This window comes from Nocardia sp. NPDC057663 (assembly GCF_042799895.1).
GTDB lineage: Bacteria > Actinomycetota > Actinomycetes > Mycobacteriales > Mycobacteriaceae > Nocardia.
In genome coordinates this window covers 209,238-234,260 of sequence record NZ_JBHVHX010000001.1, presented here as the reverse complement: position 1 = coordinate 234,260, position 25,023 = coordinate 209,238, and the positions used below count along the sequence as shown (strand labels likewise).

The window sequence follows — 25,023 nt, the reverse complement described above, 5'->3', positions numbered from 1 at the left end:
TCTCCGGTGGCGGCCGCACCGGTGTTGCGCTATCCCCGTGCTCGGGCGTCCGCGCGCGGCCCATAGACTGAAGGTCGTGACGCAGACGACCGCTTCGGTGAATACCCAGTCTCTCGGTGAGCTCGATCCCGAGTTGGCCGCCGCGATGGCGGGCGAGCTCGCCCGCGAACGCGACACCCTCGAGATGATCGCCTCGGAGAACTTCGTGCCGCGCGCGGTCCTGCAGGCGCAGGGCTCCGTGCTCACCAACAAGTACGCCGAGGGCTACCCCGGCCGCCGCTACTACGGTGGCTGCGAAGCCGTCGACGTGGTGGAAACCCTGGCCCGCGACCGTGTCAAGGAACTCTTCGGCGCCGAGTTCGCCAACGTGCAGCCCCACTCGGGCGCGCAGGCCAATGCCGCGGTGCTGATGGCTTTGATGAACCCGGGCGAGACCCTGCTCGGCCTCGACCTGGCCCACGGCGGTCACCTCACCCACGGCATGCGCCTGAACTTCTCGGGCAAGCTCTACGACGTCCACTCCTACGGTGTATCCAAAGAAGACCACCGCATCGACATGGACGAGGTCCGCGACATCGCGATCAAGGCCAAGCCGAAGGTGATCGTCGCCGGTTGGTCGGCCTACCCGCGTCACCAGGACTTCGCGCGGTTCCGTGAGATCGCCGACGAGGTCGGCGCCTACCTGTGGGTCGACATGGCCCACTTCGCCGGCCTGGTCGCCGCCGGCCTGCACCCCTCCCCGGTCCCGTATGCCGACGTGGTGTCCTCGACCGTGCACAAGACCCTCGGCGGTCCCCGCTCGGGTCTGATCCTGGCCAAGCAGGAATTCGCCAAGAAGCTGAACTCGGCGGTGTTCCCGGGCCAGCAGGGCGGCCCGCTCATGCACGCGATCGCCGCCAAGGCCGCCGCGTTCAAGATCGCCGCGACCGAGGAGTTCAAGGACCGTCAGGTGCGCACCCTGTCCGGTGCCCGGATCCTGGCCGAACGCCTGACCGGCGCCGACGTCAAGGACAAGGGCGTCTCGGTCCTGACCGGCGGCACCGACGTGCACCTGGTCCTGGTCGACCTGCGTAACTCCGAACTCGACGGCCAGCAAGCCGAAGACCTGCTCCACGAGGTCGGGATCACCGTCAACCGCAACGCCGTCCCGTTCGACCCGCGCCCGCCGATGGTCACCTCCGGCCTGCGCATCGGCACCGCCGCCCTGGCCACCCGCGGTTTCGGCGACACCGAGTTCACCGAGGTCGCCGAGATCATCGCCGCCACCCTGGCCGGCACCGCCGATGTGGAGTCGCTGCGGGGCCGGGTGTCCAAGCTGGCCCAGAGCGTCCCGCTCTACCAGGGCCTGGAGGACTGGCGCCTGCTCGGCTGAGCCGACAAATATCGAAACGCCCTCGGTAGCCGGACTTCCGGCCACCGAGGGCGTTTTGTTGTTGTCAGGACTCGGTCGCGCGATTGTTGATGTCGCCGCGCCGTACGGCGGGGAGCAGGTAGCGCTCCGGGCGTTCCGGAACGGTGCTGTTGCCGAGCACGAGCACCGGCATGATCACGCCGACCAGCCACACCGCCAGGAGCCTGCGCAGGCGGGGATAGCCGCCGGTGTCGCGGTCGATGACGACGAGCCCGAACACGGCCTTGCCCAGGGTGGTGTGGGTGACCGCTTGGATCAGCACCCGATCGACGAACGAGGCGAGCACGAAGAAGCCGACCACAATCGCCCAGTTGATCTGCAGGTTCCCCCAGTCCTGCTGCTCCACCGCTTGTCTGCTCGCCGGATTCGCCAGCAAACCGATCCCCAAGCCGATCGCGACGTGCACGGTGACGTCGAAAATGTAGGCGAGCGTGCGACGGAGCATGCGGGGCGACGGGAACGACTCGTCGTCCTTCCCACCACGCAACGGGGTGGGCGGCGGCTGCGGTTCATACCGAGGTCGTTCGGCGCGCGGCGGCGGCCCACCGGGATCACCGCCGCCGGCGAACAACGTCCGCCCGAATCGCGGTGCCGGGTACCACGGTGCCTGATAGGCGAACAGGGTCCGCGCGCCACCGGGCAGCGCGACCAGTCCCCCCTTGCGCGGATCACCCGCGAACCACACCTCCATGCCGTCGCGGTACCCCGAGGCCGAGATCCACCGGCGCAACTTCAACGTGCCGATCAGCTGGTCGTGGTGATCGATCAACTGCACCCACTCCCGCACCCCGCTGCGGAAACGCTGCACGGTCACTACCTGCCACCGTCGACCTCCGGCCCGCAGCCGCCGAATCGCCGTCCAGCTCATGACGATTCCCGTCACGGTGATCGGCAGGACAGCGAAGAAGCACAGGAGCGCCATCCGGTCGGCGTTCTCCGCCGTCCGCCCTGTCTCAGTCTGCGATACGTCGACGAAGTAGAAGAACGCCACCGCGCACCCCGCTCCGAGTCCGAGCACGACCAGCGCGCGCAGTGTGGTCCAGATGAGCGTCCAGCAGGTTCGCGGAGTGCTCCACGCGCGCGCCGCTCGGTCGTCCGTCCCGCTCACAGCGCGAGCGTGAATTGGGGATGGACAACGGTGTCGAAGGTGATCGAGCCGGCTAGCAGCACCATCATCGCCCCGAAATCGGGCCCGTACGCCACATCGACGGTCGACAGCACGGCGACGGCGATACGGGCGCCGTCGTCGGCGACGACGATCGCCTCGATCTGATGAACGGCGCGGCCCGGCGGCTCCGCCTGCGATGAATCGTCGACGACGGCATAGGTTGTCGTCGATTCGATGAACAGGACGGTGCGCCCGCCGAGTTCGACCGGCTCGATGTGTGCGCCGCGGCCGTCGGTCGCCTTCTCCTCGGCCAGCTCGGCGATGGTCACCCGGGGATTCTGGGTGCGTCCGCGATCCAGCAGCGAGATGGTCAGCCACGAGGTCACTGGTGTGCCGTCCGCGGACGCGTGCTGACCGATCGCGCAGTAACAGGCGTTATTGGTGCGCAGGACGGTGAGTAGGTCGGCGATGGCCGATGCCACTTCGGGAAAATCCCCGGCGACCTCGGCCGGCAGGAACTCGACGATGCTCTCGGCCGACTCGACCGCTTCGTGGATTGTGGCCAGCGGCAGCTCGTGATAGCCGCGCGGCAGGACGACCGACAGCGAGGTGGTCGACCCGCCAGGGGTGGTGTCCGCTGTCAATCTCCAACTCCCTGTGATAGGTCGATCGTCTTGTACGAGGCGCCGGTCATCCGCTGCAGAATCGCCAGCGCGGTGGCCGGGCTCTCTTGCATGAAGTGCTTACCCTCGGCCCCGGTGAGCTGCAGCAGCGAGTGCACACCGGTGGTCGCGCCGGAGGAGGCGAGCTTGTCGGAGACACCGAATACGTTCTTGTCGGTGAAGACTCGGGCGACGAGACCCGGATCATTCGCCGCTTCACCCCAGGTCTGCGCCATCATCCCGAACCGGCCGAGATCGTCGGCGCCGCTGCCCATGGCGAACACCTTGCCCGCTTTGAACACCCCCGAGGCACCGGGCACCACGCTCAGCAGGTCACCACCGACGGTCGCGGCGGCGCCGAGCTTCTCGGTCCAACTTCCGTTGACCAGGTCGTCGCGCAATTCGTCGTTGGTGGCGGTCAGGGCCAGCGCGCCCGCGCCCGCGGCCAACGAGATGCCCAACGCGATCGCGCTGATCGGTGGCGGAGTGACCAGCGCCAGGATGCCGCCGATCGCGGACGTGGTGGACAGCACCTCGTGAATCGCGTCGCGGTTCTCATCGATCCAATCGGTGAGACTGTCCCACCAGCTCTTGTCCGGTTCACTGGGCGCGAAGTTCGAGGCGGCTTCCAGCTCGGTCGCCGTCGTGGTGGCTTTGGCGTTGTGCGCGATCTCGAGGTCTTTCGCGCGGGCGATGATCGCGTCGATCGCGCCCTGGCAGTTGTCGACCGCGGTCGACGCCGAGGTCACCTGGGCGTTGGCGGCGTTCAGCCGGGACTGGGCGTCGGCCAGCTCGGACGCGTCGGAGAAAGTCTTGTTGGCCAGGCCGAGGTCGGGATTGGCCTTGGCCTGCTGGAGCGCGGTGACCGCTTGGGTGTGGTTGGCCCTGGCGGTGGCGGCTTCGGTCTCCAGACCTTTCGCGGTGTCCTGGAAGGCCACGAGATCGGTATGCCACGCGGCGATCGCGGTATCGGCCTGCTGTAGGGAGGATTGGGCGAGACCGAGGTCCTGGGCGAGCGTGGCGTCGAAGCTGGCGCGGAAGGCATTGCCCGCCTCGCCTTTCCACACTTCTTCGTTGCTGTTGCGAATGCTGGTCAGCAGCGTGTTGGTCTCGGTGACGGCATCGGCCGCGGTCTTGATCTTCGTGCTGAGGGTGGCGACTTCGGCGGCGTCCCCCGGGGTCGGATTGAAACCGAGGTTCGGGTAGGGGTTGTCGGTCATTTCGTGGTCCCAGGAGTGACCGCCTGCGGATCGGTTTGTGCGCCCGCCTGGGCGAGTGCCTGCGCGACCGCGGCATCGAGTTGCTGGTAGGCGGTGTGACACTGGGCGATCCCGTCGGCGGTGACGGTCGCGGACTCGCAGATCCGTTCGATGCCGTACTTCCACTTGCTCTGGAAGTTGTCTGCGGCGTCGTTCAGCTTGGCGGTACCGATGTCGGAATTCCCGTCCTTGGACAGCGCGTTCATGGCATCGGTGAGTACCTGCTCCGTTCCGCGCAGCAACTGGACGGTTTTGCCAAGGACATCGATGTCGACCTGGAGAATTCCGGTCATCTACCCTCCCTGTTTTCTCGTTCTTTTTGTTGGACGCACGAACTGTCGGTTCGGTTCCCCCCGGATGCCGGGCACGACACGGACCGCCGAACACGTGTTCCGGACCGTCAACATAGCCGCCCCGCGGTGCCGCTGTCGGCACCGCGGGGCGGGCAATTGCTCGGAACGAGAAAGGAGTGGTCAGCCGACCAGGGGCTTCAGTGCGCGTCCCGCCGCCTCGATGACGCCGGGCTCGTGACCGTTGGCGACCATGTTGACGATGATGCCGTCGATGCCGTGGTCGAGGACGCGCTCCTGGATCTGCTCGGCGACCTCGTCCGGGGTGCCGACGAATTGGCGGTCGGCGGGGGAGTTGCGGATCTCCTCGGGGGACAGGGCGGACAGGTCGATGCCGAAGCGGGCGAGCATGTCGGCCTGCAGTTTTCGGGCGCGGTCGCCGTCCTCGTCGGCGATCACGAACGCGAGGAAGCTGGTCTCGAGGGTCGACGGATCGCGGTCGGCCTCGGCACAGCGCTGGTGCAGCGCCTCGACCTTCTGCGGCAGCAGGGAGGCGTTGCTGATGATGTTGAGGTGGTCGGCGAAACGTGCCGCCAGCGCGAACGTCTTCTTCTCGCCACCGCCGCCGAGCATGATCGGCAGGTCGTCGCGGACGCGCGGCTCGTTCATCGCGTTCTCGGTGTGGTACCACTTGCCGTCGACAGTGGGCCGCTGTCCGTGCAGCATCGGGGCGATGATCTGCAGGGCTTCTTCCAGTCGCTGGAACCGCTCGGTGAAGGTGCCGAACTCGAAGCCGTACTGCTGGTGCTCGAGCTCGAACCAGCCCGCGCCGATGCCGAGGACGGCACGCCCGCCGCTGACCACGTCGAGCGTGGAGACGGTCTTGGCCAGTAGCGCGGGATTGCGGTAGGTGTTGCCGGTGACCAAGGCGGACAACTGGATTCGCTCGGTCGCGGTGGCCAGCCCGCCGAGCGCGGTGTAGGCCTCCAGCATCGGCTCATCCGGGCTGCCGATACCGGGTAGCTGGTAGAAGTGGTCCATCACGAAGGCGGCGTCGAATCCGGCCGCCTCCGCCGCCCTGGCCTGCGCGATCACCGTGGGAAACAGCTCGCGCACCGAGGACGTGTTGCTGAAGTTGGGCATCTGATAACCGAGACGAATGCTCATACTGCCGACGATATGACCTGGAGTGCACTCCAAGTCAAGAGCGACGCGCGAGCAGCCGTAGGCTCGACTCATGGCCAAGCCGTATCGAGCACGGTGGGGCGTCCGGGCGTCCAACGCCTGGATGCGGACCGTGATCCGCGCTGGATTGCCGATGTGGACCTTCCGGGTTCTCACGGTGCCAGGACGGCGCACCGGCCGCGCGATCGAGACGCCACTGGCAGTGTTCGAACAGGATGACCGGCGTTACCTGGTGGCCTCCTACGGAACGGTGAACTGGGTACGCAACCTGCGTGCGGCACAAGGACAGGCGACGCTGCGTCACGGCAAACACGTCGAGACCGTGCGGGCCGCGGAGTTACCCGTCGATCAAGCGGCCAAGGTGTTCCGGGCGTCGCTGCTGTCCGGGCCGCCACGCGTCCCGAAACCCCTTGTGGCGCTGTATCGACGGTTCTTCGTGCTGCCCTACCTGGACGTCGATGTGGACTCGTCACCGCAGCAATTCCTGGACAATGCCCGCACCCATCCGGTTTTCGAGATCGTTCCCGGCTAGGTGGGGTTGATCGCGCGTCGTTGTCACGGCCGCTCTGGTCCGCAGCTCGTGGTTCGCACGACATGCGCCGGGTAATCGGTCAGATCGATGTCGTTGGCGGCCTTGTCGCCGTATTTCAGCATGAGCGTGAACAGGCGGGAGCCGAGGAACCAGTTGCGGGCCTTGATGCCGAGGGCGGTCTTGGGGGTGAGGAAGGTGCCGGCGTTGGTGTTGCCCGCGATCTTGGCGTAGCGGCGCATGATCCGGTCGTAGGCGGCGAAGGCGGTGACGTGATCGCCTGCGGCGGTGGCGAGTTCGCCCGCGAGGACGTAGGCGCCGACGACGGCGAGTCCGGTGCCGAAACCGGCGAGGGTGTTGCCGTAGGCGGAGTCGCCGACCAGGGCTACGCGCCCGCGGGTGTAGGCCCCGTTCATCCTGACCTGGCTGATCGAGTCCAGGTAGATGTCGTCGAAGCCGGCCAGATCGGCGAGCATGCGCGGGGTGTGCCAGCCCATGTCGGCGTAGGTGGACTCGATGATGCGGCGGGCCGCGGCGGCGTCGTCGCGGGGGAAATCGAGTGCGGGACTGGTGAACATGTACATCTGCTGTGCCTTCGAACCGCCGTCGATGGCGAGCTTGCCCGGGGTGTTGTGGGCGAAGGCCCTGGCTCGTTCGCGGGGGACCCTCGCGTCGCTCCATCGGCTCGTGCCCGCCACGCAGTAGTAGTGGCCGAGGTGGTGCACGAAGTCCGATTCGGGGCCGAACGCGAGTTTCCTTACCCGCGAATGGATTCCGTCCGCGCCGACGACGAGGTCGAAGGTGCGTGGCCGCCCGTGCTCGAACCGCACCCGCATGCCGTCGGCGGTCTCGGTGAGCTCGGTGATCGTGTCGCCGAAGACATATTCGACGGAGTCCGAGGTCTTCTCGTACAGGATCTCGGCGAGGTCGCCGCGCAGGATCTCGACGTCGCCGCCGGTGAAGTCACCGGACAGGACGGCCAGCTCGCGTCCCTCGTCGTCGACGAACACCGTATCGGTGGTGCCGGTACGGCGGGCGCGGACCGCGTCCAGGACACCCATCCGTTCGAGCACGGTCAGGTGCGTCCGGCCCTTGAAGTCCACGGCCTGACCGCCGGGGCGCAGCGCGGGAGCGCGCTCGACGACGGTGACGGTGAAGCCGTATCGATGCAGCCAGTAGGCGAGCGCGGGCCCCGCGATGCTGGCGCCGGAGATGAGAACGGTCTGGTTGCGCATGGTGTGCTCCTCGCTAGGAATCTGTGTCCATCGGAATCTGTATCCGGTGGACACGAATAAGAGTATGGTAGACACAGTTCTACGTCAACCAGAGGAGGGGTCGATGCCGCCGCCGACCACCGTCGAACTGCTGTGGGGCACCACCGCGCGCCCCAAACGCGGACCGAAACCCGCGCTCACCCTGGACGGGATCGTCGCCGAGGCCATCGCGCTGGTCGACGCCGAGGGGCTGTCCGCGCTGTCGATGCAGCGCCTGGCCGAGCGACTCGGCTTCACCAAGATGTCGCTGTACCGGTACGTGCCGGGCAAAGAACAGCTGACGGCGCTGATGCTCGACGCCGCGATGGGCGAACCGCCGGGACCCGACGGCACGCGGGTCGACTGGCGCAGCGGCCTGCGACACTGGGTCGAGGCGATCTTCGAGCGCTACCGCGCCCACCCCTGGACCATCGAACTGACCCTCGGCATCCGCCCGATCGGCCCGAACGAGATGAGCTGGACCGAGGCCGCGCTCACCGCCCTCGACGGCACCGGGCTGACCGGCCCCGAACGGCTCGACACCATCGTGCTGCTCAACGGGCATGCGCGCAGCCTGGCTCAACAGGTCGAATCGGTCGGCGGCGGCGATGCGGCGATGCGGTTCGCCGAGCAGTTCGCCGCGATGATGACCGCGGCGGGCGACCGTTTTCCCGCCGTGCGCGCGGCCTTCGCGGAGGAGTCGGCGGCGGTCTCCCCGGCGGCCGCGCCGGGCGCCGCGTTCGGCTTCGGCGTCGACCGCATCCTGGACGGCCTCGCCGTGCTGATCGCGCAACGGGCGGATCGATAGCGCCGGGGTCTGGCCTGTCGAGGGTGAACGTCTTAGGCTCGCATCATGACCGACCAGCCGGAACTGCCGGAGAACGCTGTCACCGTCGTGCGCGAGTTCTTCGCAGCGCTAGAACTCGGCACCCTCGACGAGGCGCTGGATCTGCTCGATCCGGCGATCGTCTGGAAGAACACCGGCCTGCCGACCGTGCGTGGCAAGGATCGGGTCGCTGCCCTGTTGCGCGGCCTGAACCGGCCGCAGCTGGGATTCGCGGCGGACATGCACCACATCGCCGAGAACGGCGACATCGTGCTCACCGACCGCACCGACTATCTGCGCGTGGGCCCGGTCCGGATCGGGTTCTGGGTGAGCGGCACCTTCGAACTGCGCGAGGGCCGGATCGTGCTGTGGGACGACCACTTCAGCATGGGCAACGTGGCGCGCGGCACCGTCGTAGGCGCGGCGCGGGCGATCCTGCGCCGCTGAACGCGCCAGGCTACTTGTGCTTGTTCAAGTAGTCCAGGTAGGTCGGCCGCAGGACATCGGCCAATTTTCCGTCGCCGGCGTGCATGTAGCCGTCGATCATCGGCAGCACGTACTTGATATCGGCCTCGCTCTCGCCGAGCTCGCCCGCCTCGGCCTGGGCGGCCGGGATGGACTTGAGCAGTCGCCACAGGAACTTCACATCGCCGTGCCGCACGGCCGTCCGCACCGCACGATCGTGCAGTTCCTTCGACGACAGTTTCTCCAGATCCTGGTCTTCGGACATGCTTCGACTGTAACCCTCGGCGGCACCCCGGGGGCAGACCTTGTGCGTCGGCGCCGGTTAACGACAAATTCACGGACACGTCCGGCTGTCCGGCAGCGCGGCAGACAGTTGGACGGTAGCGTCGGTGATGCGGGCCGCGTCGTTGTGGCTCGTACGGGAGGTCCTGACCGTGACTGAGCAACTCAGTGCGAGAGGGCCGGCACCCGGCCCTCGTGGCGGTTGACCAGCGCGTCACCGCCTACCAGGACGGACCGGTCCAGCGAGATCGTTCGCGCGGGTGCCGTGCGAACACATAAGGAGCCCACCGTGACTGCTGCACGCTCCGTTTCCGCCCCCGCGATGCACACGGCCTCGGCCTCGAAGAAGGGGGCCCGCCCCTCGCGTTCCGGTCGCAAGACTTTCATCGTCGACACCTCGGTTCTGCTCTCGGATCCCTGGGCCGTCACCAGGTTCGGCGAACACAAGGTGGTTCTACCGCTGGTCGTGATCAGTGAATTGGAGGCCAAGCGACACCACCACGAACTCGGCTGGTTCGCCAGGGAAGCCCTGCGCATGCTCGATGACCTGCGGGTCAACCACGGCAGGCTCGATCAGGCTTTGCCGATCGGCACCGACGGCGGCACGCTGCAGGTGGAGCTCAACCACACCGACCCCTCGGTGTTGCCCGCCGGATTCCGTTCGGAGACCAACGATTCCCGCATCCTGGCCTGCGCGCTGAACTTCTCGGCCGAGGGCGAGGAGGTGGTGCTGGTGTCCAAGGACATCCCGCTGCGGGTCAAGGCGAGCGCGGTCGGCCTGTCCGCCGACGAGTACCACGCCCAGGACGTGGTGACCTCCGGCTGGAGCGGGATGGTCGAACTCGACGTCGCGGGCTCCCAGATCGACCAGCTCTACACCGATTCGGTGATCGACCTGGACGAGGCGCGGGAACTGCCCTGCCACACCGGGATCCGCCTGCTGGGCAGCAGCTCCAGCGCACTGGGCCGGGTCACCGCCGACAAGCGGGTCCAGCTGGTCAGGGAGCGGGAGGCCTTCGGCCTGCACGGCCGCTCGGCCGAACAGCGGATAGCGCTCGATCTGCTGCTCGACGAGAGCATCGGCATCGTGTCGATGGGTGGCCGCGCGGGCACCGGTAAGTCGGCGCTCGCGCTGACCGCCGGGCTCGAGGCCGTGCTGGAACGGCGGACCCAGCGCAAGGTGGTCGTGTTCCGGCCGTTGTACGCGGTGGGCGGCCAGGAACTGGGCTACCTGCCCGGTTCGGAGAGCGAGAAGATGGGCCCGTGGGCTCAGGCCGTCTTCGACACGCTCGACGGGCTGGCCAGCCGCGAGGTGATGGAGGAGGTACTCAGCCGCGACATGCTCGAGGTGCTGCCGCTGACTCACATTCGCGGGCGCTCGCTGCACGATTCGTTCGTGATCGTCGACGAGGCGCAGTCGCTCGAACGCAATGTGCTGCTGACGGTGCTGAGCCGCCTCGGCACCGGCTCGCGCGTGGTGCTCACCCATGATGTCGCCCAGCGCGACAATCTGCGGGTCGGCAGGCACGACGGGGTGGCCGCGGTGATCGAAAAGCTCAAGGGCCACCCGCTCTTCGCGCACATCACGCTCACCCGCAGCGAGCGGTCCCCGATCGCGGCACTGGTGACCGAGATGCTGGAGGAGTACGGACCGAACGCCTGATCTCCGGCAATCGGGCCGCGTTACCGCCTGAATCCGGTTGATTACGGCGAACTGTGGGTATTATCCGCGGCGACACCAATCCAGCAACGGCTCGGCGAACAATGTTCCGCCGGGCCGTTGCGGATGTCGGCCAGGCTCCATTCCGGTGGCGTGCCCCCGGGGGGCCACTCGCGAGAGGATGGATATGAACCACTTCGCTCGACGTACTGCCGCTGGAGGCGCCGCGGTCATCGCGGCCGCCGGACTGTTGCTCGCCGCGGGCTGTGGCGACGACGACAAGGACACGGCCAAGGACACCGTCGGCACCGTCACCTCGGTCATCGGCGGCCCGGGCGCGACCACCACCGCCGAAGGCGGCTACGGCGGGATGACCACGACGCCCGATGCCACCGAGACCGGCACCGGTGCGCCCACCACCACCGCGGCGGCGGCCGGCGAGTCGACCACCATCTCCACTCCGAACGGCGACATCACGGTCTCCGGTGAGGTGTACAAGAAGTACGTCGCCGTCGGCGGGGCGAGCAGCCCGCTCGGCGCGCCGGAGGAAGCCCAGGAGGCAGGCCCGGACGGCGGCGAGTACCAGGACTTCGTCGGCGGCACCATCTACTGGAGCAAGGACGCCGGCGCGCACATCGTCTGGGGCGACATCCGTGAGGCCTGGGAGGACGAGGGTGGCGCCAACGGTCCGCTCGGCTACCCGACCAGCGACGAGAAGGACATCACCGGTGGCAAGCAGAGCGACTTCACCGGTGGCACCATCATCTGGGTCAACGGCGAGACCACGGTGACCAAGAATTAGCTCGTGCGCGTGGGGACCTGAACACCGGCTCAGGTCCCCGCGCCAACGGCCGAACCGCTAGGTTGTCGGGGTGCAGAAAACTATGACCGACCGTGAGCTGCTGGATTCGCTCGCTGACGTGGTGGAAACCAACCTGGCTCGGCACCTCGAGGTGGCCGAGGGCTGGCAGCCGCACGAGTTGGTGCCGTGGGCGGACGGCCGCAACTTCGCCTTCCTCGGCGGCACCGACTGGACCCCGGAACAGTCCGAGCTGAGCGAGACCGCCAAGCTCGCGCTGACGGTGAGCGTCCTGGTCGCCGACAATCTGCCGTCCTACCACCGTGAGCTCGGCAAGCATCTGCGCACCGGCCCGTGGTGGCGCTGGGTCGGCCGGTGGACGGCCGAGGAGAACCGCCACGAGATCATGATCCGCAACTACCTGATGGTGACGCGCGCGGTCGATCCGGTCGCGCTCGAGCGGGCCCGCATGGCGCACATGACCGACGGCTTCAACCGTCCGCCGCTGCACCTCATCGACGTGCTGGCCACCTGCGCCTTCGAAGAGCTCGCCGCCGCGATCCGGCACCGCAACACCGCCGCCCTCGGTGAGAACCTGGTCGTCACCGCGATGGCCGAGAAGCTGGCCACCGACGACGAACTGCAGGCCGAGTTCTTCGCCGCCCTCGTCGCCGCCGCCCTCGACCTGGTCCCCGACCAGGCCGTGCGCGCCATCGCCGACCAGGTCGCCGCCTTCCGTGTCCCGCACGTGGACCTGCCCGGCGGCGGTTCCAGCGACGAAGCACTGGCCGAGGCGGGCATCTACGACCGCGCGAACGAAGCCGAGCTGGTCTTCAAGCCGCTGCTGGAGCGCTGGAACATCTTCACCCGCACCGACTTCACCGAAGCGGGCGAGAAGGCTCGCGCCGAACTGGCCCACCTGGCCTGATCTTTCGTGCGAACGGCCGTCACCGCACGAGGTGACGGCCGTTCGTCGTGTCAGGAGTCGCGGTCCACGTTGGCCATCGCCAGCACGTCGAGCTTGCTGTCGAGCTCCTCGACGGAGAGCTTGTCCGGCGTGAGGCCGCGGTCGATCACCGTCTGGCGGATCGTCTTCTTCTCGCGCAGAGCTTGTTTCGCGACAGCGGCGGCTTCTTCGTAGCCGATGGCCGAGTTCAGCGGGGTGACGATCGACGGGGAGGACTCGGCGAGGGTACGCAGGTGTTCCTCGTTGGCCACCAGGCCGACGACGCACTTGTCGGCGAAGAGCCGGGAGACGTTGGCCAGCAGGCGGATCGACTCGAGCAGGTTGCGGGCCATGACGGGGATGTAGACGTTGAGCTCGAAGGCCCCGCTCGCCCCGCCGAAGGCGATCGCCGCGTCGTTGCCGACCACCTGCACCGCCACCTGCGTAACTGCTTCGGGCAGTACGGGATTCACCTTGCCCGGCATGATCGAGCTACCCGGCTGCAAGTCCGGCAGCTGCAACTCGCCGAGCCCGGTCAGCGGGCCCGAACCCATCCAGCGGATGTCGTTGGCGATCTTGGTCAGGCTGACCGCGATGGTGCGCAGCGCACCGGAGGCCTCGACCAGCCCGTCGCGCGCGGCCTGGGCTTCGAAGTGGTCGTGTGCCTCGCGCAGCGCGTCGATTCCGGTGGTGCGCACCAGCTCCGCGACGACCTTGGTGCCGAACCCGGCGGGCGCGTTGAGTCCGGTGCCGACCGCGGTGCCACCGATCGGCAGCTCACCCAGGCGCGGCAGGGTGGCCAGTGCGCGCTCGATGCCCGCCGCGATCTGGCGCGTGTAGCCGCCGAACTCCTGGCCCAGCGTCACCGGCACCGCATCCATCAGATGCGTACGGCCCGACTTCACCACGGTGCGCCACTGCTCGGACTTGTCCAGCAGCGCGATCCGCAGATGTTCCAGCGCGGGAACGAGATCGGTGATGAAAGCCTCGGTGGCGGCCAGATGCGTCGCGGTGGGGAAGGTGTCGTTGGACGACTGCGACATGTTCACGTCGTCGTTGGGGTGCACGCTCACGCCGTTACGTGCCGCGATCGAGGCGATCACCTCGTTGGCGTTCATATTGGAACTGGTGCCCGAGCCGGTCTGGAACACATCGATCGGGAACTGATCGTCGTGCCGCCCCTCGGCGATCTCGTTGGCAGCGGCGACAATCGCGTCGGCCTTCCCCGGATCCAGCAGCCCCAGATCCTTGTTGACCTGCGCACAAGCAGCTTTCAGCAGCCCCAGCGCCCGAATCTGCGCCCGCTCCAGGCCGCGCCCACTGATCGGAAAGTTCTCCACAGCCCGCTGCGTCTGCGCCCGCCACAGGGCGTCCACCGGGACCCGAACCTCACCCATCGTGTCGTGCTCGATGCGGTACTGCACGTCGTCATCAGCCATACGTCGACCCTAGGACGAGATCGATGCGAATGGTGCTCCCACACCAGCGCAAAATCCCACAGCGAGGTGAGGAATAGATCGGATTGTGAGGCGGGTCCGACTATCCATCCGCTGCGCGTCACTGCAAGAACGGGTCTGTGCCAGGCGGCGACGTGGGTGCGATCGGCTCAGGACAGCGTGCTTTGGCGGGGGCATGGCTGTACCAGCAGCAATGCCGACCTGAGCAGCGGGTAACACGCGCTCTAGCTGACCACTCGTCGTGTGATCACTTCTCTGGCATTGATCCGGCGCGTGTCAGGAACAGTCTGCTCGCGTTGACAAACTGGTTCGGAACGACGCCCGAGAGGCGCAGCAGCGCGCTGTGTGGTGGATCGAGCAGATCACAGCGCATGCCGTATCGGAGCATCACCGAGACCTCGAGGCTCAGGGAGATTCTGTTGCCATCGTGCATCACGCCAGATGTCGCGATATCGCCAACCTCGACGGTTCCGCTCAGGCATCGGACAACGCATACTGCCTGCGCAGAAGGTGCGGACTGAATCTCGACTACTTCGAGGATCGAGCTGTTCTCGATGATCGCCCCTGCGTCCGGGTGATTGTGCGCGGAATGCATATTACTGACAGTGATTGCGATCGGGTCGATTCTATTTCCTGTCCCGAAAGGGTGCGTACCAATCCTTTGGATGGCCCTCGATCGTGGCAAGTTCTGCAATTGTATCGTCGACCAGTCCGAAGCTCTTGAATGTCGGCGGATAGTACGCGGCCGACATGGCGCTGTCTCGGGTGGTGACAAGAAGCTCTGCGGCAAATTGGTCCGTGATATTGAGCGCAGCTTGAAACCCGATCCTGTCGTCGCGATACACTTCGGATTCTTTGGGATCTTGCGGTGTATGAAACGTCAAATGCCACGCAGTTTCGAATGACCCATCTTCGAGGGCGCGGATGGACCCCCACGTAGTTTTTCTGATCTTGGACGCTGCGTAGTCGCGATGTTCCGGGGTTGTCATGTCAAGGAGTCACCTTCGCAATCCATTGCACGAGCGGGCTGGCGCGGCAGTTGCTGCATCAACTAGCTGGACCTCACATTGAAATGCTGTCAAATGTCGGTCGGGAACAATAGGACCTGTTCGGGATGTATGCATGCGACCCGGCCTGAATACGATGGCGAAATCGTGTCAGTTGTTTCGATGAGAATCGAGCCAGGTTCAAGGTCGAGGGCGGCCATTCCGTCTTCGAGGACTGACAGAGTGCCACAAATTGTCAGCCGACCATCCTGCACATATATGCCCTTGGCGGGGACATTTTTCTGGAAGGTTTGGAGATCGACTGGCTCATCGCCGATTGCAACCTCGACATCGCATTGGATCCCCTGTTGTCCTGAAGTTATCCCGCGCCAGGTGGCAGGCCATTCGCCGGTGCGCGATCTGACTATTCCGGAGGCGCCAGGTGTCATATCGGCTACGAGGGTAATCAGCATTACCATGTTCCTTTGGGGAAGGGGACTCGCACGACGGTATTATCGAGATACCACGCATTCGCTGATGGACTGTATGACCATCTTTCTTCGTCATAGTGAAACTTCGAGCGGCATCGGAGGCTTTGTCGACAACAGTGGCACCTGCCTTGGCCGCGCCACCTGTGCCACCGGTCGCTACTTACACCTACGGCGGATACGATAAGGTCGCGACCAGCGACGCCGGTGAACGCGCATAGCCAGGCGATACCGCCGGACTCCAACGTGAAGACCCGGTCTTCCGGGCCGGTCAACGGCACCAGCAGTGCTGAGGACTCGAACGCCGCCGTCAGCTCGCTCGGCGCTCCGAACCCGGCGTAGAACGCCGCGATCTCCGACCGCAATCGCCCCGAGTCCACATCAATGACACCCACGCCTTTCCCCCGTCCCCTCGAACCCTGCTAGCCACCGTAGTGAACCGTGCTGGGGTCGATCAAGGATCGGGCCGCGCACCGGGGTGCGCGGCCCGTCACATCACGGCAGTGGCGGGTTGGCGCTGTCGTCGCCGTCGAAATCCACCGAGGAGTACTCGCGGAGCTTGGTGAGGCGGTGGTAGGCGTCGATCATGCGGACGGTGCCGGACTTGGAGCGCATGACGATCGACTGGGTGGAGGCGCCGCCGCCGAAGTAGCGGACGCCGCGCAGCAGGTCGCCGTCGGTGACGCCGGTGGCGCAGAAGAAGACGTTCTCGCCCGCGACCAGGTCGGTGGTGGAGAGGACGCGGTCCAGGTCGTGGCCCGCGTCGATCGCCTTCTGGCGCTCCTCGTCGTCCTTGGGGGCGAGCATGCCCTGCAGCTCGCCGCCGAGGCAGCGCAGCGCGGCGGCGGCGATGATGCCCTCGGGGGTGCCGCCGATGCCGACCAGGATGTCGACGCCGGACTCGGGGCGCGCGGCGGCGATGGCGCCGGCGACGTCACCGTCGGAGATCAGCCGGATGCGGGCGCCGGCGTCGCGGGTCTGCTGGATGATCTCGGCGTGCCGGGGGCGGTCCAGGATGCAGACGGTGAGGTCGGAGACCGAGGACTTCTTGGCCTTGGCGACGCGGCGGATGTTCTCGCCGATTGGGGCGGTGATGTCGATCGAGCCCGCGGCGTCGGGGCCGACGGCGATCTTGTGCATGTAGAACACGGCGGACGGGTCGAACATGGCGCCGCGCTCGGCGACCGCGAGCACCGCGATGGCGCCGGGGGAGCCCTTCGACATCAGCGTGGTGCCGTCGATCGGGTCGACGGCGAAGTCGACCTCGGGGCCGGTACCGTCACCGACCAATTCGCCGTTGTACAGCATCGGCGCTTCGTCCTTCTCGCCTTCGCCGATGACGACGACGCCGCGCATGGAGACGGAGCTGACGAGCTGGCGCATGGCGTCGACGGCCGCGCCGTCGCCGCCTTCCTTGTCTCCGCGGCCGACCCAGCGGCCCGCTGCCATCGCGCCTGCCTCGGTGACACGTACCAGCTCGAGTGCGAGGTTGCGGTCGGGTGCCTCGCGGCGGCTGGGGGCGGGCGAAGATGCCGTCATAGCGGAGTGCCTCCTTGGCGTTGGTGTACGGGGGCAATTGTCGCATTCAGATCTGGCACGGTCGTGCACCACCTCCTCGGATGCCCGCTGACAGGCCTGGTCGGCGTCGAGTGGATACTGGTAGCCGTGGCCCAGCAGAAGCACCGGATCTTCAACGACTATCGCGACCTGTTCTGGTCGCTGATCCCGTTGGTGCTGATCGCGATCGTGCTGGCGGGCGCCGCGAGCCAGTGCACGGTGGCCACGAACGGCCCGACGCAAGGTCAGGTGCCGCATTTCGACGCCGACTCGGCGCTGCGCTCCGACGCCAAGTCGCTGCCGTTCCCGATCCGCAAGCCGGAGCTCCCGCAGGACTGGGTGTCGAACTCGGGCAGTCGCGAAACCATCGTCGCCGCGGGCGGCGGTCCGGTGAGCACCATCGGCTATCTGACCCCGCAGGGCACCTACCTGCGGCTCTCGCAGAGCTCCGCCTCCGAGGAAGCGCTGGCCAGGCACGTGCTCGGCTCGCGCTACGCCACCGGAACGCAGGATGTGGGCGGGCAGAAGTGGGTCGTCTACGCCGAGCCGACCGAGGAGTCCGCCTGGATCGCCGACCTGGGCGGTGTCCGGGTGCTGATCACCGGCGCGGGCGACGAGGCCGCGTTCACCACGCTGGCGCGGGCGGTCACCACCGCGCAGCCGCTGTCGAAGTGAGCTCCGCACGCTGAATACCGGTTGTCGAGCCCGCAGAACTGCCGGGTTCCACCGGTCGGTGACGGCGCTTACCGTCTCCGGCAGCGTTGGTCGTAGCCGGAGGAGTCCCGCATGAAGAAGTCTGTCGCTGCCCTGGTCCTGACGGCGGCCGCGCTGCTTGCGCCCGCTGGAGTCGCGTCCGCGGCGCCGGTCACCGGTGCACCCGCGGCGCAGGTCGCGGGTACGGGTTCGGCGGCGGCCGAAGCCCTGTGCCGGTTGATGAAGATGCTGCAGGCCGGATATGTGGACAGCTCGGGCAGTGTCCCGAGCTGCCTGGCGTCCTCGGGCTCGGCCTAGCCGCAGGTCACCGGCGGGGTCGATCTACTCGCCTGCGTCGTCGGCGTGCGACGCGATGGCGTCCTCCACTCGCTTGCGCGCACCGGCCAGATGCTGCTCGCAGCGGGTGGCCAGTGCCTCGCCGCGCTCCCAGAGGGCGAGCGAGTCGTCGAGGTCGAGGCCGCCCTGCTCGAGCATCTTGACCACATTGACCAGTTCGTCGCGGGCGCGTTCGTAGCCGAAGGCGGCGATCTCGGCGAGGGTGTCGGCAGGCTCGGTTCCGGCGTCGGGCACGATCATTTCCCCTTGTCGTCGGTGGCGGGTGTCAGGCGCTGGGTGCCGAGCGCGGCGGCGGTGATCGCGCCGTCGGCGACGCGGATGCGGAGCTGGCTGCCCGCGGGGGCGTCCTCGATCGCGCGGACCACGTGACGTTCCGGTCCGGCGACGCGCTGCACGACAGCGTAGCCACGGGCCAGCGTCGCGGCGGGACCGACGGCGGTGAGCTTCTCGCGCAGGTGCACGGCCGCGGTGGACTCGGTGCGCAGCGTCTGCTCGACCGTGCGGCGGGCCGCCAGGCGCAGCCGCTCCACCTCGTCGTGGCGGTGGCGCAGCTCGCGCAGCGGATCGGCGAGGACGGGGCGCGAGCGCAACTGGGCGATGATGTGGGTCTCGCGCTGCACCCAGCCGCGCAGCGCGGCGGCCGAGCGGGCCCGCATCTCGCGCACACCCGCGAGCTCGGCGGCGGCGTCGGGGACGATCCGTTTGGCGGCGTCGGTGGGTGTCGCGGCGCGTACGTCGGCGACGAGATCGCTCAGTGGCGCATCAGGTTCGTGGCCGATCGCGCTGACGATCGGGGTGGTCGCGGCGGCGATAGCCCGGCACAGTGCCTCGTCGGAGAACGGCAGCAGGTCTTCGGTACTGCCGCCCCCGCGGGCGAGCACGATCACGTCGACGGCCGGGTCGCGATCCAGCGCGGTCAGCGCTTCCAGCATCTGCGGCACCGCCGTCGGTCCCTGCACCGCGGTGTTCTTCACCACGAAACGGACTGCGGGCCAACGGTTCTGGGCGACGGTCAGCACATCGCGTTCGGCGGCGCTGGCCCGTCCGGTGATCAGCCCTACAGTGCCGGGCAGGAACGGCAGCGGCCGCTTGCGTCGCGGATCGAACAGGCCCTCCGCCGCCAGCAGCGACTTCAGCCGCTCGATCCGGGCCAGTAGCTCGCCGATGCCGACGGGCCGGATCTCGGTGACCCGCAGCGACAGCGTGCCGCGCCCGGTGAAGAACTGCAGCTTGCCGTAGACGACGACCCGGCTGCCCTCGGTCAGCGGAACAGGACTGCGCCGCAACAACTCCGGATCACACGTCACCGACAGCGACATATCCGCCGAGGTATCGCGCAGTACCAGGAATGCGGTGCGCGTGCCGGGCCGCAGATTGATCTGGGTGACCTGCCCCTCCACCCACACACTGCCGAGCCGGTCGATCCACTGCGCCACCTTCACCGCGACCGAACGCACCGGCCACGGCTGCTCCGCCGAACTGCCCGGTGCGCCTGCCTGCGTGGCAGCGCCGGAGGCCGCCGGGGCGGGAGTGCCGGAGCCGTCCTCAGTCATATGTCAGGTATACGCGGCGCTACCGACACAAACAAAAGCGGCCGCAACCGGCGCCGGTGGCGCGGATTGCGGCCGCATCGAAGTCGGAGGGAGAGCCCTACTGCGCCTGCACCGTCGCGATGCGGTTGGTCAGCATGGTGACGAACGGCGCGCGGGCGCGGGTCTGCTGTTCGAAGGCCAGCAGCTGCGCCAGTTCCTCGACGGTCAGCATGCGCAGCCGGGCGCGCAGCTGGGCCAGCGTCATCGCCGGGTAGTCGTAGCGGACGGCGACCTCGGGGGCCTGCACCTCCTCGGGCTCCGGCTCGGCGGCGGGCTCCTCGGCCTCGGCCACGGTCTCGAGTAGCAGCAGCGACGCGGGCGCGGCCTTGCCGTTGGTCTGCTCGACCGGGCGCTCCTCGGTGAACAGATCGAAGCGGCTGGTATGGCCGTTGGTGGCGACCGCGGGCGCCGGCGCGATGTCCTCGTCGAAGGTGGCCCACTCCGGCTGCTCCTGCGGAGTCGAACCCAGACGTTCGAACACGAGGTCACCCTTGAGCGCGAGGCTGGTGACGAACTGCTGCACGTGCATGGTCGTCTGCAGCACCCGGCTCAGCGCGGTGATCGGGAAATTGACCGCGGCGACGGGTAACCGCCGGGTCTCTTCTAAGGCGTAGACAGCGGCACCGGCGGCGACCCTGGCCACGAACGGAGGACGGAACATGGTCCCAGCCTGCCGCAAACCGCCTGTGATGCAAAGGTCCAAGCTGCCCCGATGTGACTTTCGCCCCTTGATCCGCCCTGATCCCGCCCGCGCGACGCACGTAAGCTGTGGATCATGACCTCGGCAATTCCCTTGAACGTCGGTATCACGCGCTCCGCGGGCGCGTCCGCTGCCGGTGGCAAGCGCGTGCTGCTGGCTGAGCCGCGCGGCTACTGCGCAGGCGTCGACCGCGCAGTCGAGACCGTGGAGAAGGCGCTGGAGAAGCACGGCGCCCCGATCTACGTCCGCAAGGAGATCGTGCACAACCGGCACGTGGTGGAGACGCTACGTGAGCGCGGCGTGATCTTCGTCGACGAGACCGACGAGGTGCCCGAGGGCGCGCTCGTCGTGTTCTCCGCCCACGGCGTCGCGCCGATCGTGCACGAGACCGCCGCCGAACGAAACCTGCGCACCATCGACGCGACCTGCCCGCTGGTCACCAAGGTGCACCAGGAAGCCAAGCGTTTCGCCCGCGACGACTACGACATCCTGCTGATCGGCCACGAAGGCCACGAGGAAGTCGAGGGCACCGCAGGCGAGGCGCCCGAGCACGTGCAGCTGGTCGACGGCCCCGACGCGGTGGACAAGGTCTCCGTGCGCGATCCGGCGAAGGTGATCTGGCTGTCGCAGACCACGCTGTCGGTCGACGAGACCATGGAGACGGTCCAGCGGCTGCGCGAACGGTTCCCGACGCTGCAGGATCCGCCCAGCGACGACATCTGCTACGCCACCTCCAACCGCCAGACCGCGGTGAAGGCGATGGCGCCCGAATGCGATCTGGTGATCGTGGTCGGCTCCCGCAACTCCTCCAACTCGGTGCGCCTGGTCGAGGTCGCCCTCGGCGCGGGCGCACGTGCCGCGTACCTGGTCGACTACGCCCGCGAAGTCGACCTCGCGTGGCTCGACGGCGTGCAGACCATCGGCATCACCTCGGGTGCGTCGGTGCCGGAGATCCTGGTGACCGGTGTCCTCGACCTGCTGGCCGAGCACGGCTTCGGCGAGGTGCAGCCGGTGACGACGGCCAACGAGACGCTGGTGTTCTCGCTGCCGCGTGAGCTGCGCGCCGCGCGTCGCGATGCCGCGTCGCAGGGCTGACAGAGACAGAAAAGAAGGAATCCCCGTCGCGAGATCGCGGCGGGGATTCTTCGTTTTCTCACACGTTGTCGGGCCTGCGCCGTTCGGTGCGGCCGGTGTCGGCGCGGTCGCGGTAGCGCACAGTCGGCTGCGGGTGCGGCTGTGGGTCGGCCCGTCGGCGCGGCGTGCGCGCCGGCTCGGCCTCGCGCGGTGCTGCGCCGCCACGGCCCGATCGCGGTGTCCTGGCCGCGGCGGGAGCGCGCTTGGGGTCGGTCGCGCGCGGGGCGCGGCGGGCCGGGCCGGCCATGTCGACTTCGGTGGCCGGGTCGTCCAGGACGGCGGTGGCGCGGCGGGTACGCCTGCGGGTCGCGTCGTCGAGGGTTTCCGGCCTGCGTCGCTTGGCCGGGTTGGGTTCGGTCTTACGCTCGGTCCGGCGTTCGGTGGTGGGCCGTGCGGTGGCGGGGGCGCGCTTGCCGACCGCGATCCGGGCGCCGCCGATCGCCAGCACCAGCACGGTGGCCAGCATCATCGTCGGGAAGCGCTCCACCAGCGGGATGATGAGGTTCATCAGCACGTCTTTGATGGAGGTGGTGGCGCGCCCACCCAGCATCTGGCAGGCCAGCGGCACCGCGACGAACAGCAGCAGCGGTGGCATGACCATGGTGGAGAACAGGCCGCGGAACCGCACAGCGCAGACGGCGAGCACACAGCCGAGCACATACAGCGCCGAGAACGTGCCGGTCGGGTAGGTCTCGCCCCCGAGCCCGTCGATCAGGAACCCGAACATCGTCATGCCTGCGGCAAGCAGAATCGCGGCCCAGGCGGGGATGCCGGGCACCGAGGGCATGATCGAACGTTGCGGCGCGGGCACCCGGGGTCGCGCACGTTGGGAAGCAGCCACGCCTATGACACTAACCGCACAACGCGCCGTCAGGCGCTGCGGCACGGGGATCTCAGCGGCGATCCTCGGCGTCGGCGAAGGCCACGACCCGCGGTCTGGCCTCGGTCGACCGGATTGCGGGGAGCTCCTGATCGGCGATCCCGAGATCGTGCATCCGGCGTGCCGTGACCATCACCCGTGACTCCACGGAGCCGACGGTCGCGTTGAAAGCCGCTACTGCCTTACCGAGATTCACCCCGAGATTGTCCAGATGCTCGGCCACCTTGCCGACCCGCGTGTAGAGCTCCTTGCCCAATTGCTGCACCGTTGCCATATCGCGGGACAGCGCTTCCTGCCGCCAGCTGAACGCGACCGTGCGCAACAGCGCGATCAGCGTAGTGGGGGTTGCCAGGATCACGTTCCGGCCGAACGCGTACTCCAGGAGCCCGGCATCGGTGGTGAGGGCGGCGTCGAGGAACGGGTCGCCGGGCACGAACAGGACGACGAACTCGGGTGCCGGATCGAAGGCCGCCCAGTACGCCTTGTCGGCCAGCTGGTCGACGTGGGCGCGCAGATGCTTGGCGTGGCGGGCCAGCAGCTGGTCGCGCGCGGTGGGGTCGTCGGTGGTCGCGGCGTCGAGATAGGCCGTGAACGGCACCTTCGCGTCGACGACGATGTGCCTGCCGCCCGCCAGCCGCACCACCAGATCGGGCCGTACCCCGCCGCGATCGTCGCCGCCCGCGCGGTGGACCTGGGTGTCGAAATCACAGTGCCTGGTCATGCCCGCCAACTCGACGACGCGCTCCAGCTGGATCTCGCCCCAGCGGCCGCGGACCTGCGGCGCGCGCAGCGCCGCGACCAGCTGACCGGTCTGATCGGAGAGCCGATGCGAGGTGCGCTGCATCCCCGCGACCTGCTCCCGCAATCCCGAGTACGCGTCGATCCGGTGATGCTCGACCTGGCGGATCTGCTGTTCCAGCGCGCCGACGGCGGTACGCAGCGGATCGACCATCGCCCCGATCGCGGCCGAATGCCTGCGCGCCGCATCCTCGTTCGCCGCGTGCAGCGATTGCTGCAGCAACCGTTGGTTGTCCCCGGCGGCGGCCAGCCTGGCCTCCGCCGCGGCGGCGCGTTGCCCGCCCCGGGCGGAATGCCCCAACCAGCCGAGACCGAACCCGGCAGCGAATACCAAGACGAGCGCGACGAGCATCGAGGCGGTCATAGCGGCGATAGTGCCCGAGGCCACCGACAAACTCGCAATCAGCGAGCAACCCGGCGTGGGGGCGCGCCGGACGCCACGCCGGTGAATTACACGCGTGTGGTGCGCCGATTGAATTCTGTCAGGGGTGTGGCCTAAGTTTCGCGGCATGCGGATCCTGCACACCTCCGACTGGCACATCGGGCGCACCTTCCACGGTGTCGACCTGCTAGCCGATCAGGCGCGGGTGCTGGCATCGATCGCGGACCTGGTCGCGGCCGAGTCCGTCGACGTGGTCGTGGTGCCGGGCGACGTCTACGACCGGTCCATTCCCAATGCCGACGCCATCGCGGTCTGCAACGGCGGCTTCGAGGCGATCCGGGCCGCGGGCGCGCGGATCGTGGCGACCTCGGGCAACCACGATTCCCCCGCCCGGCTCGGTGCGGGCGCCAGCTTCGCGGCGGCGGGCGGGCTGCATCTGTGCACCCGGGTGTCCGACGCCGACCGGCCGGTGCTGCTCGCCGACGCGTACGGCGAGGTGGCTTTCTACGGCATCCCGTATCTGGAGCCGGAGATCACGCGCGCCGAACTGGGTGTGCCGCAGGCGCGGTCGCACGCGGAGATCCTCGACGCCGCGATGGGCCGCATTCGCGCCGATCTTGCCGGCAGGCCGGGCACACGCACGGTGGTGCTCGCGCACGCGTTCGTCGTCGGTGGGGAGGCGACGGGTTCGGAGCGGTCGATCTCGGTGGGCGGTGTCGAGACGGTGTCGATGTCGGCGTTCGACGGCATCGACTATGTGGCGCTCGGTCACCTGCATTCGCCGCAGACCCTGTCGGAATCGGTGCGCTACAGCGGTTCTCCGCTGCCGTACTCGTTCGCCGAGAACTCCCACCGCAAGGCGGTCTGGATCATCGATCTCGACGCCGACGGACTGGCCGCGGTGCACCGCCACGATCTGCCGCTGGTGCGCGGGCTCAGCAGGCTCACCGGCACGCTCGACGAACTGCTCGCCGAAGCCGGATTCGCCGACGCCGAACAGCATTACGTCTCGGCTACCCTCACCGACAGCACCAGACCGGTCGACCCCATGCGCAAGCTGCGCGAGCGGTTCCCGCATGCGGTGCACGTGGAATGGGCTCGCCCCGAGGGCAATCCGGAGCTGCACTATCGCGAGCGGGTGCACGGCCGCCGCGATACCGAGGTGGCGTCGAGTTTCTTGACCGACGTGCGTGGGGAACCGAGCAAGGGGGAGATGGTGTGGGTGGAGCGAGCCTTGGCGGCCGCGGTGCGTGAAACCGATTCGGGGCGTGCCGAATCGGAACGGGACATCGACGGCACGGATGCCATGGAAGTGTCCGCGTGA

Annotated in this window: 28 protein-coding genes; 11 read left to right on the top strand and 17 right to left on the bottom strand. The window is 68.0% G+C overall.

Annotation, left to right across the window (positions count from 1 at the left end):
* Nucleotides 1-76: 76 nt before the first annotated feature.
* A complete protein-coding gene (gene glyA / locus ACFVAV_RS01155) occupies nucleotides 77-1,372 on the top strand; it encodes a serine hydroxymethyltransferase (protein ID WP_379028270.1) in 1,296 nt (431 codons plus the stop codon).
* Nucleotides 1,373-1,436: 64 nt separating this feature from the next.
* Here the strand turns inward: glyA and ACFVAV_RS01150 are convergent, their stop codons facing one another.
* From ACFVAV_RS01150 to ACFVAV_RS01130, 5 genes are all read right to left on the bottom strand, one after another.
* Nucleotides 1,437-2,519, bottom strand: a complete 1,083-nt coding sequence (locus ACFVAV_RS01150) for an RDD family protein (RefSeq protein ID WP_379028268.1) — start codon at nucleotides 2,517-2,519, stop codon at nucleotides 1,437-1,439.
* Nucleotides 2,516-3,163: a hypothetical protein gene (locus ACFVAV_RS01145; protein WP_379028266.1), complete on the bottom strand. Its 648-nt coding sequence runs from the start codon at nucleotides 3,161-3,163 to the stop codon at nucleotides 2,516-2,518. The genes ACFVAV_RS01150 and ACFVAV_RS01145 overlap by 4 nt, the downstream gene beginning before the upstream one ends.
* Nucleotides 3,160-4,401, bottom strand: a complete 1,242-nt coding sequence (locus tag ACFVAV_RS01140; RefSeq protein WP_379028264.1) for a hypothetical protein — start codon at nucleotides 4,399-4,401, stop codon at nucleotides 3,160-3,162. The genes ACFVAV_RS01145 and ACFVAV_RS01140 overlap by 4 nt, the downstream gene beginning before the upstream one ends.
* Entirely contained in the window at nucleotides 4,398-4,733 is a 336-nt protein-coding gene (locus ACFVAV_RS01135; RefSeq protein ID WP_379028262.1) for a hypothetical protein, read from the bottom strand. The genes ACFVAV_RS01140 and ACFVAV_RS01135 overlap by 4 nt, the downstream gene beginning before the upstream one ends.
* Before the next feature lie 180 nt (nucleotides 4,734-4,913).
* Nucleotides 4,914-5,897, bottom strand: a complete 984-nt coding sequence (locus ACFVAV_RS01130) for an LLM class F420-dependent oxidoreductase (protein ID WP_379028260.1) — start codon at nucleotides 5,895-5,897, stop codon at nucleotides 4,914-4,916.
* Nucleotides 5,898-5,967: 70 nt separating this feature from the next.
* Here ACFVAV_RS01130 and ACFVAV_RS01125 point away from each other — a divergent pair, with 70 nt between their 5' ends.
* Entirely contained in the window at nucleotides 5,968-6,447 is a 480-nt protein-coding gene (locus tag ACFVAV_RS01125; RefSeq protein ID WP_379028258.1) for a nitroreductase/quinone reductase family protein, read from the top strand.
* Nucleotides 6,448-6,470: 23 nt separating this feature from the next.
* Here ACFVAV_RS01125 and ACFVAV_RS01120 read toward each other — a convergent pair whose 3' ends face one another.
* On the bottom strand, nucleotides 6,471-7,679 hold the full coding sequence (locus tag ACFVAV_RS01120; protein WP_379028257.1) for an FAD-dependent monooxygenase: 1,209 nt from the start codon (nucleotides 7,677-7,679) through the stop codon (nucleotides 6,471-6,473).
* Between the two features lie 103 nt (nucleotides 7,680-7,782).
* On the opposite strand from ACFVAV_RS01120, the gene ACFVAV_RS01115 reads away from it, so the two are divergent.
* Both ACFVAV_RS01115 and ACFVAV_RS01110 read left to right on the top strand, forming a co-directional pair.
* The gene (locus ACFVAV_RS01115; protein ID WP_379028255.1) at nucleotides 7,783-8,505 is read left to right on the top strand and encodes a TetR/AcrR family transcriptional regulator; all 723 of its coding nucleotides are present in this window, start codon (nucleotides 7,783-7,785) and stop codon (nucleotides 8,503-8,505) included.
* Nucleotides 8,506-8,550: 45 nt separating this feature from the next.
* On the top strand, nucleotides 8,551-8,970 hold the full coding sequence (locus ACFVAV_RS01110) for a limonene-1,2-epoxide hydrolase family protein (protein ID WP_379028253.1): 420 nt from the start codon (nucleotides 8,551-8,553) through the stop codon (nucleotides 8,968-8,970).
* 10 nt (nucleotides 8,971-8,980) lie between these two features.
* Here the strand turns inward: ACFVAV_RS01110 and ACFVAV_RS01105 are convergent, their stop codons facing one another.
* Nucleotides 8,981-9,253, bottom strand: a complete 273-nt coding sequence (locus ACFVAV_RS01105) for a hypothetical protein (protein ID WP_379028251.1) — start codon at nucleotides 9,251-9,253, stop codon at nucleotides 8,981-8,983.
* Nucleotides 9,254-9,559: 306 nt separating this feature from the next.
* Here ACFVAV_RS01105 and ACFVAV_RS01100 point away from each other — a divergent pair, with 306 nt between their 5' ends.
* The 3 genes from ACFVAV_RS01100 to ACFVAV_RS01090 all read left to right on the top strand — a co-directional run bounded on the left by ACFVAV_RS01100 (nucleotide 9,560) and on the right by ACFVAV_RS01090 (nucleotide 12,657).
* Entirely contained in the window at nucleotides 9,560-10,933 is a 1,374-nt protein-coding gene (locus tag ACFVAV_RS01100) for a PhoH family protein (RefSeq protein WP_189026206.1), read from the top strand.
* 184 nt (nucleotides 10,934-11,117) lie between these two features.
* Nucleotides 11,118-11,732, top strand: coding sequence for an LGFP repeat-containing protein (locus ACFVAV_RS01095; RefSeq protein WP_379028249.1), 615 nt, complete (start codon nucleotides 11,118-11,120; stop codon nucleotides 11,730-11,732).
* Between the two features lie 82 nt (nucleotides 11,733-11,814).
* A complete protein-coding gene (locus tag ACFVAV_RS01090) occupies nucleotides 11,815-12,657 on the top strand; it encodes an acyl-ACP desaturase (RefSeq protein ID WP_379028247.1) in 843 nt (280 codons plus the stop codon).
* A 50-nt stretch (nucleotides 12,658-12,707) separates the two neighbouring features.
* Here the strand turns inward: ACFVAV_RS01090 and ACFVAV_RS01085 are convergent, their stop codons facing one another.
* The 5 genes from ACFVAV_RS01085 to glpX all read right to left on the bottom strand — a co-directional run bounded on the left by ACFVAV_RS01085 (nucleotide 12,708) and on the right by glpX (nucleotide 17,145).
* Complete coding sequence (locus ACFVAV_RS01085; protein WP_379028245.1) at nucleotides 12,708-14,114, bottom strand: class II fumarate hydratase; 1,407 nt, start codon at nucleotides 14,112-14,114, stop codon at nucleotides 12,708-12,710.
* 265 nt (nucleotides 14,115-14,379) lie between these two features.
* Nucleotides 14,380-14,727, bottom strand: coding sequence for a hypothetical protein (locus ACFVAV_RS01080; protein WP_379028243.1), 348 nt, complete (start codon nucleotides 14,725-14,727; stop codon nucleotides 14,380-14,382).
* Between the two features lie 31 nt (nucleotides 14,728-14,758).
* Nucleotides 14,759-15,121, bottom strand: a complete 363-nt coding sequence (locus ACFVAV_RS01075; RefSeq protein ID WP_379028241.1) for a hypothetical protein — start codon at nucleotides 15,119-15,121, stop codon at nucleotides 14,759-14,761.
* An 89-nt stretch (nucleotides 15,122-15,210) separates the two neighbouring features.
* Nucleotides 15,211-15,591: a hypothetical protein gene (locus ACFVAV_RS01070; RefSeq protein WP_379028239.1), complete on the bottom strand. Its 381-nt coding sequence runs from the start codon at nucleotides 15,589-15,591 to the stop codon at nucleotides 15,211-15,213.
* 510 nt (nucleotides 15,592-16,101) lie between these two features.
* Nucleotides 16,102-17,145 (bottom strand): class II fructose-bisphosphatase, encoded by a 1,044-nt coding sequence (gene glpX, locus ACFVAV_RS01065; protein ID WP_378855347.1) that lies wholly within the window; start codon nucleotides 17,143-17,145, stop codon nucleotides 16,102-16,104.
* 126 nt (nucleotides 17,146-17,271) lie between these two features.
* Between glpX and ACFVAV_RS01060 the strand changes: the two genes are divergently transcribed.
* Together ACFVAV_RS01060 and ACFVAV_RS01055 are read left to right on the top strand one after the other, a co-directional pair.
* Nucleotides 17,272-17,838 carry a DUF4245 domain-containing protein gene (locus ACFVAV_RS01060; RefSeq protein ID WP_379028237.1) on the top strand — a complete coding sequence of 189 codons (567 nt, stop codon included), beginning with the start codon at nucleotides 17,272-17,274 and terminating at the stop codon, nucleotides 17,836-17,838.
* A 111-nt stretch (nucleotides 17,839-17,949) separates the two neighbouring features.
* Nucleotides 17,950-18,174 (top strand): hypothetical protein, encoded by a 225-nt coding sequence (locus tag ACFVAV_RS01055; protein WP_379028235.1) that lies wholly within the window; start codon nucleotides 17,950-17,952, stop codon nucleotides 18,172-18,174.
* A 24-nt stretch (nucleotides 18,175-18,198) separates the two neighbouring features.
* Here the strand turns inward: ACFVAV_RS01055 and ACFVAV_RS01050 are convergent, their stop codons facing one another.
* From ACFVAV_RS01050 to ACFVAV_RS01040, 3 genes are all read right to left on the bottom strand, one after another.
* Complete coding sequence (locus ACFVAV_RS01050) at nucleotides 18,199-18,453, bottom strand: exodeoxyribonuclease VII small subunit (RefSeq protein ID WP_379028233.1); 255 nt, start codon at nucleotides 18,451-18,453, stop codon at nucleotides 18,199-18,201.
* A complete protein-coding gene (gene xseA / locus ACFVAV_RS01045; RefSeq protein WP_379028231.1) occupies nucleotides 18,450-19,766 on the bottom strand; it encodes an exodeoxyribonuclease VII large subunit in 1,317 nt (438 codons plus the stop codon). The genes ACFVAV_RS01050 and xseA overlap by 4 nt, the downstream gene beginning before the upstream one ends.
* A 97-nt stretch (nucleotides 19,767-19,863) precedes the next feature.
* Nucleotides 19,864-20,466 (bottom strand): lipid droplet-associated protein, encoded by a 603-nt coding sequence (locus tag ACFVAV_RS01040; RefSeq protein ID WP_379028229.1) that lies wholly within the window; start codon nucleotides 20,464-20,466, stop codon nucleotides 19,864-19,866.
* A 114-nt stretch (nucleotides 20,467-20,580) separates the two neighbouring features.
* Between ACFVAV_RS01040 and ACFVAV_RS01035 the strand changes: the two genes are divergently transcribed.
* The gene (locus tag ACFVAV_RS01035) at nucleotides 20,581-21,600 is read left to right on the top strand and encodes a 4-hydroxy-3-methylbut-2-enyl diphosphate reductase (protein WP_379028227.1); all 1,020 of its coding nucleotides are present in this window, start codon (nucleotides 20,581-20,583) and stop codon (nucleotides 21,598-21,600) included.
* Nucleotides 21,601-21,658: 58 nt separating this feature from the next.
* On the opposite strand, the gene ACFVAV_RS01030 is transcribed toward ACFVAV_RS01035, so the two are convergent.
* On the bottom strand, nucleotides 21,659-22,480 hold the full coding sequence (locus ACFVAV_RS01030; RefSeq protein WP_379028225.1) for a DUF6542 domain-containing protein: 822 nt from the start codon (nucleotides 22,478-22,480) through the stop codon (nucleotides 21,659-21,661).
* Nucleotides 22,481-22,532: 52 nt separating this feature from the next.
* On the bottom strand, nucleotides 22,533-23,681 hold the full coding sequence (locus tag ACFVAV_RS01025) for a DNA recombination protein RmuC (protein WP_379028223.1): 1,149 nt from the start codon (nucleotides 23,679-23,681) through the stop codon (nucleotides 22,533-22,535).
* Between the two features lie 145 nt (nucleotides 23,682-23,826).
* On the opposite strand from ACFVAV_RS01025, the gene ACFVAV_RS01020 reads away from it, so the two are divergent.
* On the top strand, nucleotides 23,827-25,023 hold the full coding sequence (locus tag ACFVAV_RS01020) for an exonuclease SbcCD subunit D (RefSeq protein WP_379028221.1): 1,197 nt from the start codon (nucleotides 23,827-23,829) through the stop codon (nucleotides 25,021-25,023).